Here is a 16012-nt window from a genome sequence, read left to right on the forward strand (position 1 = left end):
TGGTCGCCGCAAAGTGCCAAATTGCTTGTACTCCAGGAGGCCACGATGCCTCGGTACTCTCCCTCAACGTACCAGCATACGTTGACTGAAGCTTTGCAACCCCAAAATGACAGCGGTGCGAACGAAGGTCCGGTTTAGGTCAAAGCCGGTCCTTTTGCCCCCTGGACGGCTTGCTTCCGGTCGACCTCCGGGAGCAGACGTCACCGTCCCGACTGGAAAGGTCCGCGAGGGGCCAATAGGCGACATGCCGATTGCCGACCTTTTTGGCTAGACGGACATTTGACCCGGGAAAGTGGTCACATTCTACGCCAGCAAAGTACTTCAGCAACGAGATGCTTCTGCTTCAATGTAATCTCGTTAGCGGTGCTTAGAGCCACACCAGCACCGAGGATGTGAGTCCCAGCACCGCTAGCGGCACGGCGTACAGGTAGAAAACGTAGATGTGAGTCCGCTGTTGTCTCTCGAAGTAGAACAAAAGCTCCGTTGCCCTTTTGCTGCCTCGTGTCGCCCAGACGAGCGCCAAGAAGATCAACATGATCAGAAATGGCAGGCCGAAAATAACCCCGGTTAACCAGGCGTTGCGCCACGGCGCGTCCTCACTCCCTATGGCAAGAGCCAACAAGGGAGTGGCAAACCCCAAGCAGCCACTAGCCAACAGGTAACGATAAAGCCGGCGGTTCTGCCGCTGGAGTGTTTCAGCCGGAACTTCGGCAAATTCGCCACCCTGTCGCGCAGGAGCAATCTTAGAAGCGACCTCTGCTGCGAGGCTTCCGAGAATGCCGCTCAGCAATTCATGAGGCATGTGCGGTTACCAGGGTCATACGGACACTGATTAGTGTGCTAAAGTTGCTGCCCGATTAAGCGTTCGGCTCAATTCTGATTAAGTCGGCTTCGGGTCACAAGCAGCCTATCGGTCCTCGGATGCAGATTTCCGGCCCTACCCCGAGAGGGGACATCATCGGCGCCCTCGGGAAGGTCCGGAACGGGCCACAAGCCGACCTGGGCCTTCAAAGGGAGCCGTGCAATCATCCAGATGATCCGGGCATCAGAGGGGAACGATGGCATGAGGATAGTGGCCCGCTTGGCTGCCTATTTTGCCGCGAGCGCAACGTCATCAGCGGTCTTCACCGTTTGGATGGCCTGTCGCGACTCCCGCGATCCGGCAGGAAAAGGGCTGAACCTCATTGAAGTTGGGAGCGAGACCTTGCAGGTTTGGCCCTATGTCTTTGCGTTGGCGCTTTTGCTGATGTTCTTGCCTTGGTGCTTGATCACGGGGATGTCGCGATGGTTGCCTTTTGGAGGACCAGTCTACAGCGCCAGCGGTTCGGCTCTCGCAGCGATCCTCGCTTGGGGTTGCTTGGGAGGCCTATTCCCCGCGCGCGGCCATCCAAGCTTCACGGAAGGCTTCGCGCTGGCCCTAGAGGCAAACGGACTCCCAGTTCTGATTTCTGGCGCGATCGGAGGCTTGATCTATTGGCTGGTCCGCGAACGCGCCGAACACCTCAAAAATACGATGCGATCCGTCGAGCATATTGAGGCTGATGCAAAGGTCCATTGAGTGCTATCAGTCCGCATCTGACCGGGATGTCTGCTCAGGGTCGATTCTGTTGAAAAAGTCAGCAGTTGCGACGCAGAGATATCGGTGATTCAGTCTGTCTAGTGGGCAGGACTGAAGGTCATGATGGGGCATCGGCAAGTCGAACAGGCTGCGTTGTTCTATGAGTTCTCGCTGGAAAGGCACATCCCAGCCGACCACCTCGTGCGGTCGATCGATAGGTTCGTCGACCTTGAGGACTTACGGCGGGAGCTGGCGCCGTTCTACAGCAACATCGGGCGGCCCTCGATCGATCCGGAGCTGATGATCAGGATGCTCTTGATCGGCTATTGCTTCGGCATCCGATCGGAACGGCGCCTCTGCGATGAAGTCCATCTCAATCTGGCATACCGCTGGTTTTGCCGGCTGGGTCTGGATGGAGCTGTCCCCGATCACTCGACGTTCTCGAAGAACAGGCACGGCCGCTTCCGTGAGAGCGATCTCTTCCGTCGCGTGTTCGAGACCGTCTTGCGCCGCTGCATCCGGGAGCGCCTGATCGGCGGCGAAGGGTTCGCAGTCGACGCGAGCCTGATCAAGGCGGATGCCAATCGGCAGAAGGGAATCGAAGGCGATAAGAGGCTTCCGCCGGAGGCTGCGGGTCGAGCGATCGACGAGTATCTTGCCGTTCTTGATGATGCCGCGTTCGGTGCCGCGACGGAGGTCACGCCCAAGTTTGTATCGCCCTCCGACCCGGCGGCGCGCTGGACGGGAGCGCACGGCGGCCAAGCCTTCTTCGCCTACTCGACGAACTATCTGGTCGACGTCGAGAATGCGATCATCGTCGATGTCGAAGCGACCACGGCGATCCGCCAGGCAGAAGTATTGGCCGCCAAGCGCATGATTGAGCGTTCAATCGAAAGGTTCGATCTTTATCCAAGCCGACTTTTGGGCGACAGCGCCTATGGCTCCGCTGAGATGCTCGGCTGGCTGGTCTGCGAGCATGGGATCGAGCCGCACGTGACCGTCTTCGACAAGTCGGCCCGCACCGACGGGACCTTCTCGCGTGAGGCCTTCACCTACGACCATACCAGGGACGTCTATCGCTGCCCCGCTGGCAACCCCCTCACCACTACAGGGACGCTGGTGAACAACGACACGACGGTCCTCTACCGTGCGAGCAAGCGCGATTGTCAAGCATGCTCTCTAAGAAGCAGGTGTTGCCCCAACACCCCGGCCCGAAAAGTGCCGCGCTCGATCTACGAGGGCGCTCGCGACATGGCACGCGAGATCGCAAGCTCATGGGAAGGCCGCACTTCACGCCGGCTCCGCAAGAAGATTGAGATGCTGTTCGCGCATCTCAAGCGCATCCTCAAGCTAGATCGGCTGCGACTAAGAGGGCCGAACGGCGCACGCGACGAGTTCACCCTCGCTGCAGCCGCTCAGAACCTTCGTAAGATGGCCAAGCTGATCCCGATGCCCGCGCTGACGCCCGCGTGAACCACAACGCGCCAATTCGTCCTCGAAACAGATGGCGTTCACGACGAAACTACTGCCGACTTTTTCAACGGAATCGGTCAAAAGCCACCTTCCGGTCGGCCAGTAACTTACGTCCGGTTGTATCCAGCAGTAGGCGTTCCAGGCGCCGGCCCGAAGGTCCCAGATGGGACAACATCAGACGTCGGGCGGGTTCGTATTAGCGGATCAAGCCTTCGCCCGCCGGATCGAAGTCGGTGGACGCTTGTATACCTCAGCAAACACACTGTTGAAACGCCGTAGGCTGCAGAATCCTGATCTAAGTGCGACCTCGGTCATCGGAAGCTTCGTCTCGTCCAAGAGACGCTTTGCTCGTTGAACACGCCCCGTTCGCGCGACTTGGGCGGGACTTGCGCCGACATATTTTTTGAATAGGCGTGATAGATGCCGCGGTCCGATGCCGAGACGTTCTGCGAGTGTTTCGATGTTCGCATCGTCTAGTGCACCACTGCTAATCAGACGTAGGGCGCGCTCAACTGTCGTCCGTGAGCCCTTCCAAGCTGGAGAGAACGGTGCCGTTTCGGGGCGGCATCTGAGGCATGGTCGAAATCCCTCCTGCTCAGCTGCAGCTGCCGAAAGATAAAACGTCACGTTTTCGGCCTTGGCGGGGCGCACCGGGCACACCGGCCTGCAATAGATCCTCGTGGTTCGGACGCCTGAGAAGAACAGGCCGTCATAGCTCTTGTCGCGACTCACTCGGGCACGTTCGCATACAACGGGATCAAGCCTCCCGATGTCCGTTAAAGCCGACGACGGAGTCCGATTCCGGCGAGCCACAACACGCTCCAATTGCTACGACGCCATCAACCTATCAGCATGAGTGAGCGAGACAATGGGTGACGAGCAGCATTTCGTTGGTTGGTCGGTGGCATGGGCTGCCTTTACCTTGGCGGTGCTCGCCTGGGGCATCGGCTTCTATGGTCCTTCGGTCTTTCTTCCGACTCTGCACTCCTCGCGCGGATGGTCCATCTCGGAAATCTCGGCTGCCATTACCTTTCATTTCGTGCTGAGTGCGCTCCTGGTCGCGTATTTGCCCGACATTCATCGCAGAATTGGGATTGCCGGGACGACACTGGGCGGTGCTCTTCTGATGGCCATCGGGTTGATCGGATGGTCCAGATCGTGGGAGCCGTGGCAACTCTTCTTAGCGGCCATTCCGAGTGCGGGAGGTTGGGCCGCTACAAGTGGTGCTGCCCTAAACGCCATTGTCGCCAGATGGTTCGAGCGCGATCGCCCGAAGGCGATGAGTCTGGCGTTCAATGGCGCAAGTGTCGGGGGGGTTCTGTTCGTGCCTTTGTGGCTCTTCTTGATCGATTGGCTCGGCTTTCAAACCGCGGCGCTGGCCGTGTCCATTGTTGCCCTCGGCGTTATGGGTTGGATTTCTATTCGATACTTCAGGCTGTCCCCCACCAGCCTTGGTCTCTCTCCCGATGGCAACGGAGTGCCTACGGTTGTCGCGAAACCGACAACGAGACTATCTCGCTCTAGCATTATTCGTATGCCGGGATTCCTTACGCTTTCGGCGGCGTTTGCGCTTGGCTTGTTTGCGCAGATCGGCCTTCTGTCACACTTGGTCTCCCGCCTCACTCCCGATGTTGGTGCGACAACTGCGGGCCTGCTTCTCAGCCTAGCGACGGCATGTGCAGTAATCGGACGGACTCTGACGGGATGGTGGATCGGAGATCACGACCGGCGGATCGCCGCAGCCATTAACTTCGCGGTTCAGACCGTAGGAGTTCTGCTGCTCATCTTCGGCAACGGATGGATCGTACTGACATTTGGCTGCGTCATCTTCGGATTTGGCATCGGGAATCTTACGACTTTGCCGCCATTGATCGCGCAGAAGGAGTTCGATCGTAAGGATGTGGTGGCGGTGGTTGCGCTGATCGTTGCCATCAATCAGGCAGTATTTGCGTTCGCGCCAGCCATTGTTGGTGCTCTCCGCGATGCGACTTCGGGTTATGGAACGGCGTTCGGGATTGTCGCTTGCATCCAGCTTTTGGCTGCGATGGTTGTGCTCCTTGGGCGTAAGGCCGTGGTCCCGCCGGCGAGGTCAGCTTAGGGTCATTCGCGTCGGCATTGCCATGTCCGCCTCCTGGTCCGCTATCGACAATACCCAACCTTACCGACCGAGTAGGTGTGGATCTCGACCGATTAGGACTGCCGTCCGTTATCGGCCTGACCGTCCGTCAGCTGACGCGACAGCGGCGGCCATGCAGAATGAGCGCTCTCGACCACACAGGAGGCGCGCAATGGAGTTCTTCTGCGGGCTGGATGTCGGCATGGATCGAACCACGATTTGCGTGGTCGACGACAAGGGCGAAGTGCTGCTGGAGGTCGCGGTGATGACCGACCCGAATGCGGTCAGGGGAGCACTGGCGCCATATCTCGGCCGCTTAAGGCGGGTCGGCCACGAGGCCGGGGCGCTGTTGCCGTGGCTGCATCCCGAGTTGCTCAAGCTTCGCCTGCCGGCGATCTGCCTGGAGACCCAGCATGTGCGGGCGGCGCTGAAGGCGCAGCGCAACAAGAGCCCGCGCTGGCGCAGAGCAGGCTGAGGGTGCGCTGGATCGGGCTGGGCCGAGCATCACACCCCAGGCAATCAAAACCTCGCCAGCCAGGCCCGCAAACGCATGAGGACTGACTCGAAGAGCTACCGGCGCGACTACCTCCGCGCGCTCGCCCAACGCGTGGAAGTGGACGCGAAAGAGCTTCGCATCATGGGATCGAAAGCGCGCTCCTGCGCACGCTGGTCGGTGCCTCGGGCGCAAAGACGGCCCAGTTTGGTACCGAAGTGGCGCACGCGACACGATTCGAACGTCTGGCCTTCGCCTTCGGAGCGCACCCGGCATCGGTGTTCAATCCGCCACACGCACGCGCAGCGACAAATCTGCGCGGCGGTCGGGATCGTTCGGCCGTGGCCGCGAAAAATGTTGGCCTTTTCGTTGGCTTTCGTTGAAATCGCACAAAAATACATAAGCTAAGTCAGTAGGATGCGCCTATAGCGAGGCGCCCTCTTGCGGCACCAGCCTCTCCTTCCGTCCCCTTTCTCCTTTCCTGCCCGCTCGCCGCGCTCCATTTGCCGGTTAAGAATTGCTTAACCCAAATCGCGCCATCGTTCGGCGCGAGCGGCGGGATGAATGCCCGCACTGGCGGCTGGCGGCGATCCGGACGAGCGCGTCCGTCGCGTTCGAATCCCGCAGGTTCCGGTTGCGCTCGGGCGTACGCCAGCGGCCAAGCCGGTGGCGATCAGTATCCAGAGGTCGTGGTGGGACGTCTCTCGCGAGGGCATGGCGCCTGTGCGCGTGACGATTCGACCGGCACTGGCGATGCACCGGCTGCCGGCAGCGGCGCCGGACCAACGGCCGAAGACGCAACGCGAGACAAAGGCGAACCCGCGACATGAGCACGACTGCCCTCGACAGCCACACCCAGTTTCAATCCATCGTCGGCCAGATCCGGACGCTCGCCTACAAATACATCGAGGACAAGGACTTCGTCAGCGCCCAGCTCGCGTTCCAGAAGCTGCTCGAGCTCGACCCCAAGGACATCAACGCGCGCTTCATCTATGCGCAGCTGATCGACGACGGCTCGCACAAGAAGCGCGCCGAGGCGCGCGACATGATGCTGGCGATCCTCGACGAGCATCCGGAGATCTTCGACGAGCCGAGCGAGGGCAACCTGCACCTGATCCGCAGCGCGGCCGTGCGCTGCAGCCATGTCGGACCGTTCACGCGCTCGATGGAGCTGTTCCGCAAGCTCGCCCGCGCCTCCAACCAGGCGGCCGACTATTTCTCGCTCAGCGAGATCCTGACCCAGGGCAACGAATTCGAGGAAGCGGTCGCGGCGCTGGAAAAGGCGATCAAGCTCAACCCGGCCTATGACAACCCGATCAACCGCGAGACGCTGGAGCTCGCGCGGTCGAACGCCAAGAAGGGCAAGGCCAAGGAAGCCAAGGGCCGCGCCAAGGTCGGACGCTATCCGGAGACCAAGGACTTCCTCGGCGACCTGCAGACGCTGATCACCAGCCACATCGCGGTGAACCTCGCGGCCGCGCCGAAATTCCTCGACAAGAGCACCCGCTTCTTCACCATGGGCTCGTGCTTCGCGCGCAACCTCTCCAAGAGCCTCACCGACAGCGGCTATGCCAGCCACCACATGGAGATCTCGGAGTACATCAACACGACCTTCGCCAACCGCGTGTTCGTCGACTGGCTGCGCGACGCCCAGATCGATCCGGAGATCCGCGAGCGCATCGTCGAGTTGCTGCCGCCGGGATCGAGCAAGGAGAATACGCTCGCCGTCATCAAGCAGGCCGACGTCTTCATCCTGACGCTCGGCGTCGCCGCGGCGTTCTTCGACCGCGAGACCGGCGCCTTCGTGCTGCCGCGGCCGACCGCGCTGAACTCGCGGGCGCTGGCCGAGAAGTACAAGTTCCGCACCGCCGGCGTGCAGGAGAACGTCGACAACGTGCTCTATCTGATCGAGTTCATCCGCAGCATCCGGCCTGGCATCAAGGTGATCGTCACCGTGTCGCCGGTGCCGCTGCTCACCTCGTTCGAATATGAATCGGTGGTGCAGGCCGACTGCCTGTCGAAGAGCACGATGCGGCTGGTCGCGCATGAGGTCGTCAACAATTCGAACCTCGAGGACATCTGGTACTGGCCATCGTTCGAGGTGTTCCGCTGGGCCGGCTCCAACGCCTCCAGCTTCTTCGCCGCCGATGACGGCGCCGCCTGGCACGTCTCGGAGGACAAGGTGTCCGCGACGGTGCGCGCCTTCGTGCAGACCTTCTCGCCGGCCTGAGCGCGCGAACGGCTGCCTCAGGGCAGCCGCTTCTTCCAGAGGCGGATGACCAGGATGCCGGCCTGGGCGTAGCCCGGCGGCGAACTCTCAGTGCCGAACGGCGTCTTCGAATACAGCGAGCTCGAGACCAGGAAGCCGCCGACATACGGCTCAGGCAGGCCCGACAGCGCCAGGAAGCAGCGGTGCGTGAGCAGGCCGTCCTCCGGCAGATTGCCGCGCACCAGCCGGCAATCGCCGATGCCGGTGAATGCGATGCCGTTGAGCTGGCCCTCGGTGTAGGTGCCGAGCAGGGTCGGATCCATCGCCTGGCCGATGCAGACCCGCATCTCGCCGATGCTCTTGTCGCCGGTCTCGGTCATGCGGCCGTCAGCCGGCCGGACCCCGACGGCGCGGATCGAGAGCTGATCCTCCAGCGCCGGCGCGAAGCCGGTCTTGGTCGGCGCGCAGAAATCCGACGGCACGACGCGGCCCTGGCGCACGCTCCGCGCGATATAGATCTCCTCGACGCTGTTGTCGCCGGACTGCGCCCGGCCCGGTCCGCTGGCCGCCAGCAACGTCACGGCCGCCAAGAACACTGCAGCGATCATCCGGCGCATGCGCGCATCCTTCCCCCGAATCGATCGCTCTCCCTATCGGATTCGGCGAATGTTCTGAACAGCACCAACGAACAGTATACGTGCATACGATCGTACCTCAACCCCGGATCTCACCGGCAGCATGGAACACCGCGTCGCTAGGCGGAGCGTGACGGGGGTCACATCGGACGGTCGCCGCGGCGCCTAAACCTTCCCGCAGCCAACAAAGGGGAGCTTACTCGATGCGCAAGATGATCCTGATCGGAGCCATGGTGCTCGCATCCGCCACAGTCGCGCAGGCCGAGGGCACACGCAGCCTGTCACTGTCGTCGAACGACGCCGCCGCGCGGGCGCCGCGTCCGACCTATGTCCAGCAGGCCGGCGAGGTCACCGTCACCCCGGCGCCGGTGCCGGCCGTCGCGGCCGAGGTCCAGCCCGCTGCGCAACCGGTTGCGCCCGCGGCCCCTGCCGCCGCACCGCCGCCGCAGCAGCCCGCCGCCGCTGCGGCGCCGGCACCGCAGCCGGGTTCTGTGCAGCAATCATCGCGGCGGTCGAAATCGGCGCGCTCCGACCGGACGCGCCGCAAGAGCTGGACCGAAGCCCGCATCGTCCGCGAGCTGCATCGCCACGGCATCTATTGGTGAGCATCCGGCAATCGGCGACAAACGAAGAAGGCCGGGCGAATGCCCGGCCTTTCGCGCGAGGAGACCCCGCAGCGGAGCATCACTGCGAGATGGTCTGGATCACGCTCGAGATCGGCCGCGCATTGGTCATCGTCGTCGGCAGCTTCGGGTCCTGGCCGATCATCGCGTCATATTCCGGCAGCGTATCGAGCGTGCCCTTCGGCTTCATCGCGACCACCTTGTAGCCGCCGGCCTTGAGCCGCCGCAGCAGGGTCGGCAGCGCCAGCGCGGTGTTCTTCTGGAAATCGTGCATCAGGATGATGCCCTTGCCCTTCTTGTCGAGCCCGGTCATCACGGTGTTGACGACCTGGTCGGCATCCTTGGAGCGGAAGTCGAAGCTGTCGACGTCGCAGGAGAACATCGCGACATTGCGGCTGCCGAGATAGGCCACGGCAGAGGACCGGTGCTGCAGTTGCGGGAAGCGGAAGAACGGCGCCGGGTTGGTGCCGAGCGCGAACTTGACAGCGCTGAAACCCTTCTCGAGCTCCTCCTTGGCCGTCTCGTCGGTCATCTTCTTGCCGTTCAGATTGGCGTGCGACCAGGTATGAACGCCGACGACGTGACCGGCGGCCAGCACCTGGCGCAGGATCTCCGGATGATAGGTCGCATGCTTGCCGATCGTGAAGAAGATGCCGGTGGTGCATTCGTCGGCCAGCGCCTTCAGCACCGCCGGCGTGTTGACCGGCCACGGGCCGTCGTCGAAGGTCAGCACCACCTCGTGGTCGGCGAGGAAGTCGAACTGCTTGAAATGGTCGAGGCCGAAACCGGGGCCGCCGGTGGTGTCGACCATGACGGTGCGGGAGATGCCGAGCGCGTCCGGATTGGCGCAGGTCGATTTGGGCTGCACGGGCGCCGGCGCGCTTGCCGCCATACGCGTGGAGACGGTACCGGTCGTCTCGACATCGTCCTTCGAGCTGGCCTTGGCGGCGACGCGCGCCGGAGGCGGCGCCGGCTCGGACGGCTTCGCCGCTGCGCTCTGCGCGGCGGCCTTGGCGGCGCTGGGCTTCGATACGTAGTACCAGACACCGGTGATCGCCAACGCCGCGACGACGGTGGCCAGCAGCAAGCCTAACGCATTACGCATGGTTACTCTTCCCGAAAACGCGAGACACTCGATGGCGGACGCAACGCTGTCCGCCTCCTTCAATTAGCTTCCATTAGTGCCAACGATTCCTTAACGCGGTGCCAACACGACCAGGATCGGACAAGATTTCCAGGATGATGCCCGCACCGAAGCGGCCGTTCACCGGAGCGACATGGCGCCGCAGCCATCGGCCTGCCGAAACTGCCGACCAGGTTTGGATCTGGCGTGACCCGCATCACGGTTGCCAAAAGGGCATCCCGCCATGATGGACGCATTGAAACACGCGGCCCCGCCAACATGCGGCGCCAATGGGAGCCAGCCATGACGAAGTCCTTCAATCTCCTGCGCAAGGCCGCTCTGGCGGCCGCCAGCGTCGCAGCCGTCTCGACCTTCTCCTCGACGGCAAGCTTCGCCTTCAGCGCCGAGGCGCAGCAGATGTGCACCGGCGACGCGTTCCGCCTGTGCAGCAGCGAGATCCCGAACATCCCGGCGATCACCGCCTGCATGATCAAGAACCGCTCGTCGCTCAGCTCCGGCTGCCGCGTCGTGCTCGACCGCGAGATGTCCAAGCGCAGCGGCAAGATCGCGGATGCCAACGAGGCCAATTGAGAGCGCTTCCGGCTCCCGCCTGCGCACCCCGGCTGCGACCGAGGCGCTTGCGACGGCCGGTTGCGACCACTAAAAGCGCCGCCAAACGTTCAGTCCCGGGAGCGAGGCGCCAGTCATGAACAAACTCTCTCTGATTATCCCTCTGGTCCTGATGGCGTCGACGGCCTCAGCCCAGCAGCAGCCCGGCCAGGATGCCTGCGCGCGCGACGTGTCGCGGTATTGCCGCGCCGTGATGAACAACGGCGATCAGGCGGTGCTGGCCTGTCTCAAGGAGCATCGGGCCAAGCTGTCGAAGGCTTGCGAGAAGGTGCTGACCGAGCACGGGCAGTAAGCGCCTGCTCAGTGCAGATGGTCCGAAGCTACGGCCCGCTGCGAGCCGCCGAGGCGACAGCAGGCGCCTGCTCGGCGGTGCGGTCGATGTCGTCCCTGGCCCGGACCGAGCCGAACGGGCGTTCCAGCATGCGGCGGATGCGCACCGGGTCGGTGCCGATGTGGAAGTCGATCGCGCGCTTGTGCAGCTCGCGCTCGGCGCGGGTCGAGCGGTTGCGCTGACGCAGATAGTCGATCCAGGTCGGGCAGTGATAGCGCTCGGTCCATAATTCGGGGTCGGCGATGTCGCGTGCGATCGACCAGCCATAGGCGCCGTTGCGCTGGCGGCTAAGCTGCACGTCCTGCATCAGGTCGTGAAACGCGCGGGCATTGTCTTCAGCGACGCGGTACTCGATCTCGACCACCAGCGGCCCCGAGCGCGGCGTCAGCTCGAGCTGCACCTCCGGATCGGCCAAGGTCTCGCCGTCCTCGTTGCGGGCCCCGATCGGCGGCATCCGCAGCCACAGGCCGAGCAGCGGCGACACCATCATCAGCGCTCCCGACGCGAGCAGCGCGACCTCGACGCCGGCGGCGTCGGTGAGACGTCCCCAGCCCCAACTGCCGATCGCGATGCCGCCGGAGATCGCGGCCTGAAATGCCGCCAGTGCGCGGCCCGCGACCCAGCGGGGTGCCGAAAGCTGCACGCCGATGTTGAACAGCGCCACCGCCAGCATCCACACCGCACCGGCGATGACGAGCGCCGCCGCCGTCAGGACCGGCGCGGTGCTGAGCGCGACGGCCGCGGTGGCCGCGCCCAAGGTGAGCGCGCAGGTGCGGATCGCGGCCTCACCAGACAGCCGTTTCCTGATCTCGCCGATGTTGAGCGCGCCGACCACCGCGCCCATGCCGAAGGCGCCGAGCATGATGCCGTAGGTCTGCGCGCCGCCATGCAGCAGGTCGCGCGCGACCAGCGGCATCAGCGCCGAGATCGAGCCGCCGATGATGCCAGTGACCAGCGTGCGGATCAGCACGATCCGGATCGACGGCGAATGGACGATGTAGCGGACGCCGGAGACGATGGCGCGGTTGAGCGGCTCGCGCGGCAGCCGGCTCGGCTCGACCACGCGCCGCCACAGGAACAATGCCGCGAGCAGCGGCAGATACAGCAGCGCATTGGCCGCGAACGCGGCGACCGCGCCGGCGGCCGCGACCACGACGCCGCCGATCGCCGGACCGAAGCTGCGCGCGATGTTGTAGCTGATGCCGTTCAGCGCGACCGCGGCCGGCAGCGTCTCCGGCGGCACCTGCTCGCTGACGGAGGATTGCCAGGCCGGCCCCATCAGCGCCATGCCGCTGCCGATGACGAAGCACAGCGCGAGCAGGCGCTCCGGCGTCACCAGGCCGTACCATGCCAGCACCGTCAACGTGGTGGCGCCGCCGAGCGCCACGGCGAGCGCGACCAGCGCGACGATGCGCCGGTCATACATGTCGGCGATGGCGCCGGCCGGCATCGAGATGAACATCACCGGCAGCATCAAGGCGGTCTGCACCAGCGCAACCTTGTCGGCCGACGACGTCATCTGCGTCATCGCCCAGGCGGCGCCGACCGCCTGGATCAGCAGGCCCAGGTTCGACAGCAGGCTCGCCAGCCAGATGCGGCGGAACACCGCGTGCCGCAGCGGCGCGGCGATGCCTTCGGCGGCGAACAGCTCACGTTTCTGCGGCGCATTCATGCGGGTCCGTCCACGTCGCCAGTTCGCCTTGAAGCTCGCATCGAACTATCGCTTGATTCCAGCTGGACCTATGTGATGCCTGCGAATGTCCGCCGCTGTCCAGTGCTGCCTGCAAAGGCCGGCATCGGGGATCGCGGCCAACGAACACAAATGAATGAGACCAAAGGGAGACCGCCGATGAAGCTGACGCGCCGCAACATTCTGCAGGGAATGGGAACCCTTCCCTTGCTCACCAGCGGTCTGTCCTTACCGGCACGCGCCCAGAGCGCGGCGGCAACGACGGTGGGCGACATCCCTCCGGTCCTGTTCGTGCACGGCAATGGCGACCACGCGGCATTGTGGATGACCACGCTGTGGCGGATGGAATCCAACGGCGTGCCGCGCACGCGTCTCGCTGCGCTCAACTTCACCGACCCGCTGGCGCGCAACGACGACGCCGTGGCGCAGCCGAACCGCTCGTCGACCGACGATCAGCGCCGCGAACTCGCCGAGGCCATCAAGGCACTGAAGGAGCGCACGGGCGCTGCGCGCGTCGCGCTGGTCGGCAGTTCGCGTGGCGGCAATGCGATCCGCAACGTCGTGAAGAACGGCGGCGGCGCCGATGTCAGCCACGCCGTGCTGTGCGGAACGCCCAATCATGGCGTGTTCGACTGGGAGGACAGTCCCGGCAGCGAGTTCAACGGCCGTGGCCCGTTCCTGCGCGGACTGAATGCCGGCGACACCGAGGTGACCGAGGGCACCGCCTTCCTGACGCTGCGCAGCGACGGGCTCGACAAATACGCCCAGGCCGACGGCCGCCTGGTCGGCAAGCCCGGCGTGCCGACCGGGATCACGTCCGAAGGGCCGGCGCTGAAGGGCGCAACCAATCTCGTGATCGGCGCGCTCGACCATCGCGAGGTCGCGTTCCACCCGCGCGCGTTCCGCGAGATCTACAAATTCATCGCCGGCCGTGAGCCGACGCAGATCGCGATCCAGCCCGAGCAGCAGGTGCGGCTGAGCGGTCTGGTGACGGGAACGCCGGGCGGCGCGCCGACCAATCGCCCGGTCGCGGGCGCAAGCGTGGAGGTCTATCGCGTCTCGAGCGAGACCGGCGCACGCAATGGCGAGCCTGTCTATCGCGGCCAGACCGGCGCCGACGGGCGCTGGGGTCCCGCGGAGGTCGATCCGACGTCCCATCTCGAGATCGTCCTGACCTCGCCGGGCGCGCCGGTCACGCACTTCTACCGCTCGCCGTTCCCGCGCTCGTCCGACGTCGTGCATCTGCGCGCGGCGCGGCCGCTCGGCCAGGCCGATGCCGGCGCCGGAGCGATTCTCATCATGATCAGGCCGCGCGGCTATTTCGGCCTGCCCCGCGACATCGTGCTGCTCGACGGCAAGGAACCAACCGACGTACAGAAGGGAATACCGACCGATGCGGCAACGACATTGCGGCTGCCTGCGGGCGACGTCGGACGCAGCGTCATCGGACTGTTCAACGAGGAACGCATCACCGCCCGTCTTTGGCCAGCATCGGAGAGCAGGATTGCGGTGATCGAGCTGACTAATTAGTTGCTGGAGTATGATGATACATCATAGCCTCGGAGAGGGCGGAAGCGCGCCCCTCTCGCTTGTGAGCGGGACGACAGAGTTACCTCTGGCAGAAGGCCGTCGTTGCGCGACGGCCCGTTGCGGCCCCGCAACCGAGGCTCGGTTGCTCGCGATGCAGCCGATCGGTGGTTCCAGGCTCGTGACAGCGTCGAGAGGCCGTGAATGAGTACCGCCGACGTCCATTATCTGCCGCAGGCACGATTGCCGCTGATACCGCCGACACCGCCGCGGGCGCCGGACAGCATGGGCGCGCTGCGCCGCGTGCTGATGATGGGCGACAACGCGATCGCGACCTGGAGCCAGCGCGCCTATGAGGACGACATCATTCGCGGCCGCTTCTTCGGCAGCTCCAGCTACATTCTCAATACGCCCGACACGATCAAGCACGTGCTGGTCGACAATTGGGAGAACTACGCCCGCACCGTCGGCGCCATCCGCGTGCTGCGTCCGGTGCTCGGCGAGGGGCTGCTGATCGCGGAAGGCAAGGCGTGGAAGCACCAGCGCCGGACGCTCGCGCCGGCGTTCACGCCACGCGCCGTTTCCGGCCTCATCCCGCACATGGTCGCGGTGAGCGACGAGACCGTCGCCAGGCTGAAGCAGCAATGCGGGCAGCCGCTGGACCTGCGCGAGATCATGCAGCGCATGACGCTCGACATCGCCGGCCGCACGATGTTCTCGTTCGAGATGGGCCGCCATGGTGCCACCCTGCGCGATTTCGTCTACGAGTATGGCGCGCGGCTGGCCAGCCCGCATCTGCTGGACATCGTGCTGCCGCTGTCCTGGCCGACGCCGCGCGACTTCGCGCGCCGGCGGTTTCGCAAGCGCTGGACCGGTTTCGTCGCCATGCTGATGGCCGAGCGCCGCGCCGCCGGCAAGCTGGAGGACGCACCGCCGCGCGACCTGTTCGACCTGATGGGCGCGGCACGCGATCCCGAGACCGGCGCGGCGTTCACCGATGCACAACTCGCCGACGAGGTCGCGACCATGATCCTCGCCGGCCACGAGACCACGGCAACGGCGCTGTTCTGGGCGCTGTATCTGATCGCACTCGATCCGGCCAATCAGGACAAGCTCGCGCAGGAGGCCCGCGCCGCAACCGATCTCAGTGATCCGGATCAACTGCCGTTCACGCGCGCCGTGCTGGACGAGACATTGCGGCTCTATCCGCCCGCGTTCCTGATCGCGCGCGCAGCCAGCGGCCCCGACCGGATCGCCGCGTTCCAGGTGAGGCGCGGCGACGTCGTGCTGATCTCGCCGTGGCTGCTGCACCGGCACGAGAAGCTGTGGGATGCGCCCAACGCCTTCAAGCCCGAGCGATTCATGCCGGGCGCGCCGCCGCCGGAGCGCTTCGCCTATCTGCCGTTCGGAGCGGGCGCGCGGGTCTGCATCGGGGCTCATTTCGCCCTGACCGAGGCGGTGCTGGCGCTGGCACGGCTGGTGGCGGCCTTCGACATCGAAATGCTCGACACCGCACCCGTGATGCCGGTCGGCGTGGTCACGACCCAGCCGGATCGCTCGCCGCTGTTCAAGCTCACGCCCAGGTCGGGCGTCTGATCCCGGCG

Annotated in this window: 14 protein-coding genes and 1 pseudogene; 10 read left to right on the top strand and 5 right to left on the bottom strand. The window is 64.5% G+C overall.

Annotated elements, in window-relative coordinates; translation table 11 throughout:
• Positions 1 to 367 precede the first annotated feature (367 nt).
• Positions 368 to 802 (bottom strand): hypothetical protein, encoded by a 435-nt coding sequence (locus tag QX073_RS15020; RefSeq protein WP_315715829.1) that lies wholly within the window; start codon positions 800 to 802, stop codon positions 368 to 370.
• A 279-nt stretch (positions 803 to 1081) separates the two neighbouring features.
• On the opposite strand from QX073_RS15020, the gene QX073_RS15025 reads away from it, so the two are divergent.
• Both QX073_RS15025 and QX073_RS15030 read left to right on the top strand, forming a co-directional pair.
• Positions 1082 to 1558 carry a hypothetical protein gene (locus tag QX073_RS15025; protein WP_315723447.1) on the top strand — a complete coding sequence of 159 codons (477 nt, stop codon included), beginning with the start codon at positions 1082 to 1084 and terminating at the stop codon, positions 1556 to 1558.
• Positions 1559 to 1678: 120 nt separating this feature from the next.
• The gene (locus QX073_RS15030) at positions 1679 to 3031 is read left to right on the top strand and encodes an IS1182 family transposase (RefSeq protein WP_316225969.1); all 1353 of its coding nucleotides are present in this window, start codon (positions 1679 to 1681) and stop codon (positions 3029 to 3031) included.
• 204 nt (positions 3032 to 3235) lie between these two features.
• Here the strand turns inward: QX073_RS15030 and QX073_RS15035 are convergent, their stop codons facing one another.
• Entirely contained in the window at positions 3236 to 3844 is a 609-nt protein-coding gene (locus QX073_RS15035) for a bifunctional transcriptional activator/DNA repair enzyme AdaA (protein WP_315718667.1), read from the bottom strand.
• 55 nt (positions 3845 to 3899) lie between these two features.
• Here QX073_RS15035 and QX073_RS15040 point away from each other — a divergent pair, with 55 nt between their 5' ends.
• From QX073_RS15040 to QX073_RS15050, 3 genes and pseudogenes are all read left to right on the top strand, one after another.
• Positions 3900 to 5129, top strand: a complete 1230-nt coding sequence (locus QX073_RS15040) for an MFS transporter (RefSeq protein ID WP_315718668.1) — start codon at positions 3900 to 3902, stop codon at positions 5127 to 5129.
• Positions 5130 to 5319: 190 nt separating this feature from the next.
• A pseudogene (locus tag QX073_RS15045) lies at positions 5320 to 5604 on the top strand (IS110 family transposase); the annotation flags it as partial.
• An 862-nt stretch (positions 5605 to 6466) separates the two neighbouring features.
• A complete protein-coding gene (locus QX073_RS15050; protein WP_315750566.1) occupies positions 6467 to 7870 on the top strand; it encodes a GSCFA domain-containing protein in 1404 nt (467 codons plus the stop codon).
• A 17-nt stretch (positions 7871 to 7887) separates the two neighbouring features.
• On the opposite strand, the gene QX073_RS15055 is transcribed toward QX073_RS15050, so the two are convergent.
• Entirely contained in the window at positions 7888 to 8466 is a 579-nt protein-coding gene (locus tag QX073_RS15055) for a hypothetical protein (protein WP_315750565.1), read from the bottom strand.
• Between the two features lie 221 nt (positions 8467 to 8687).
• Here QX073_RS15055 and QX073_RS15060 point away from each other — a divergent pair, with 221 nt between their 5' ends.
• Positions 8688 to 9089 (top strand): hypothetical protein, encoded by a 402-nt coding sequence (locus QX073_RS15060; RefSeq protein WP_315750564.1) that lies wholly within the window; start codon positions 8688 to 8690, stop codon positions 9087 to 9089.
• Between the two features lie 79 nt (positions 9090 to 9168).
• Here the strand turns inward: QX073_RS15060 and QX073_RS15065 are convergent, their stop codons facing one another.
• Entirely contained in the window at positions 9169 to 10212 is a 1044-nt protein-coding gene (locus QX073_RS15065) for a polysaccharide deacetylase family protein (protein WP_315716724.1), read from the bottom strand.
• 321 nt (positions 10213 to 10533) lie between these two features.
• Here QX073_RS15065 and QX073_RS15070 point away from each other — a divergent pair, with 321 nt between their 5' ends.
• Together QX073_RS15070 and QX073_RS15075 are read left to right on the top strand one after the other, a co-directional pair.
• Positions 10534 to 10821, top strand: a complete 288-nt coding sequence (locus QX073_RS15070) for a hypothetical protein (protein WP_316225970.1) — start codon at positions 10534 to 10536, stop codon at positions 10819 to 10821.
• A gap of 115 nt (positions 10822 to 10936) precedes the next feature.
• Positions 10937 to 11152 (top strand): hypothetical protein, encoded by a 216-nt coding sequence (locus QX073_RS15075; protein ID WP_315716726.1) that lies wholly within the window; start codon positions 10937 to 10939, stop codon positions 11150 to 11152.
• A gap of 28 nt (positions 11153 to 11180) precedes the next feature.
• Here the strand turns inward: QX073_RS15075 and QX073_RS15080 are convergent, their stop codons facing one another.
• On the bottom strand, positions 11181 to 12863 hold the full coding sequence (locus tag QX073_RS15080) for an MFS transporter (RefSeq protein WP_316173431.1): 1683 nt from the start codon (positions 12861 to 12863) through the stop codon (positions 11181 to 11183).
• A 177-nt stretch (positions 12864 to 13040) separates the two neighbouring features.
• On the opposite strand from QX073_RS15080, the gene QX073_RS15085 reads away from it, so the two are divergent.
• Positions 13041 to 14411, top strand: a complete 1371-nt coding sequence (locus QX073_RS15085; RefSeq protein WP_316225971.1) for a hydrolase — start codon at positions 13041 to 13043, stop codon at positions 14409 to 14411.
• A 201-nt stretch (positions 14412 to 14612) separates the two neighbouring features.
• Positions 14613 to 16004 (top strand): cytochrome P450, encoded by a 1392-nt coding sequence (locus QX073_RS15090; protein ID WP_316225972.1) that lies wholly within the window; start codon positions 14613 to 14615, stop codon positions 16002 to 16004.
• Positions 16005 to 16012: the final 8 nt, after the last annotated feature.

The sequence above is a fragment of the Bradyrhizobium sp. SZCCHNS3052 genome, from assembly GCF_032484495.1.
In the GTDB taxonomy this organism is placed as follows: domain Bacteria; phylum Pseudomonadota; class Alphaproteobacteria; order Rhizobiales; family Xanthobacteraceae; genus Bradyrhizobium.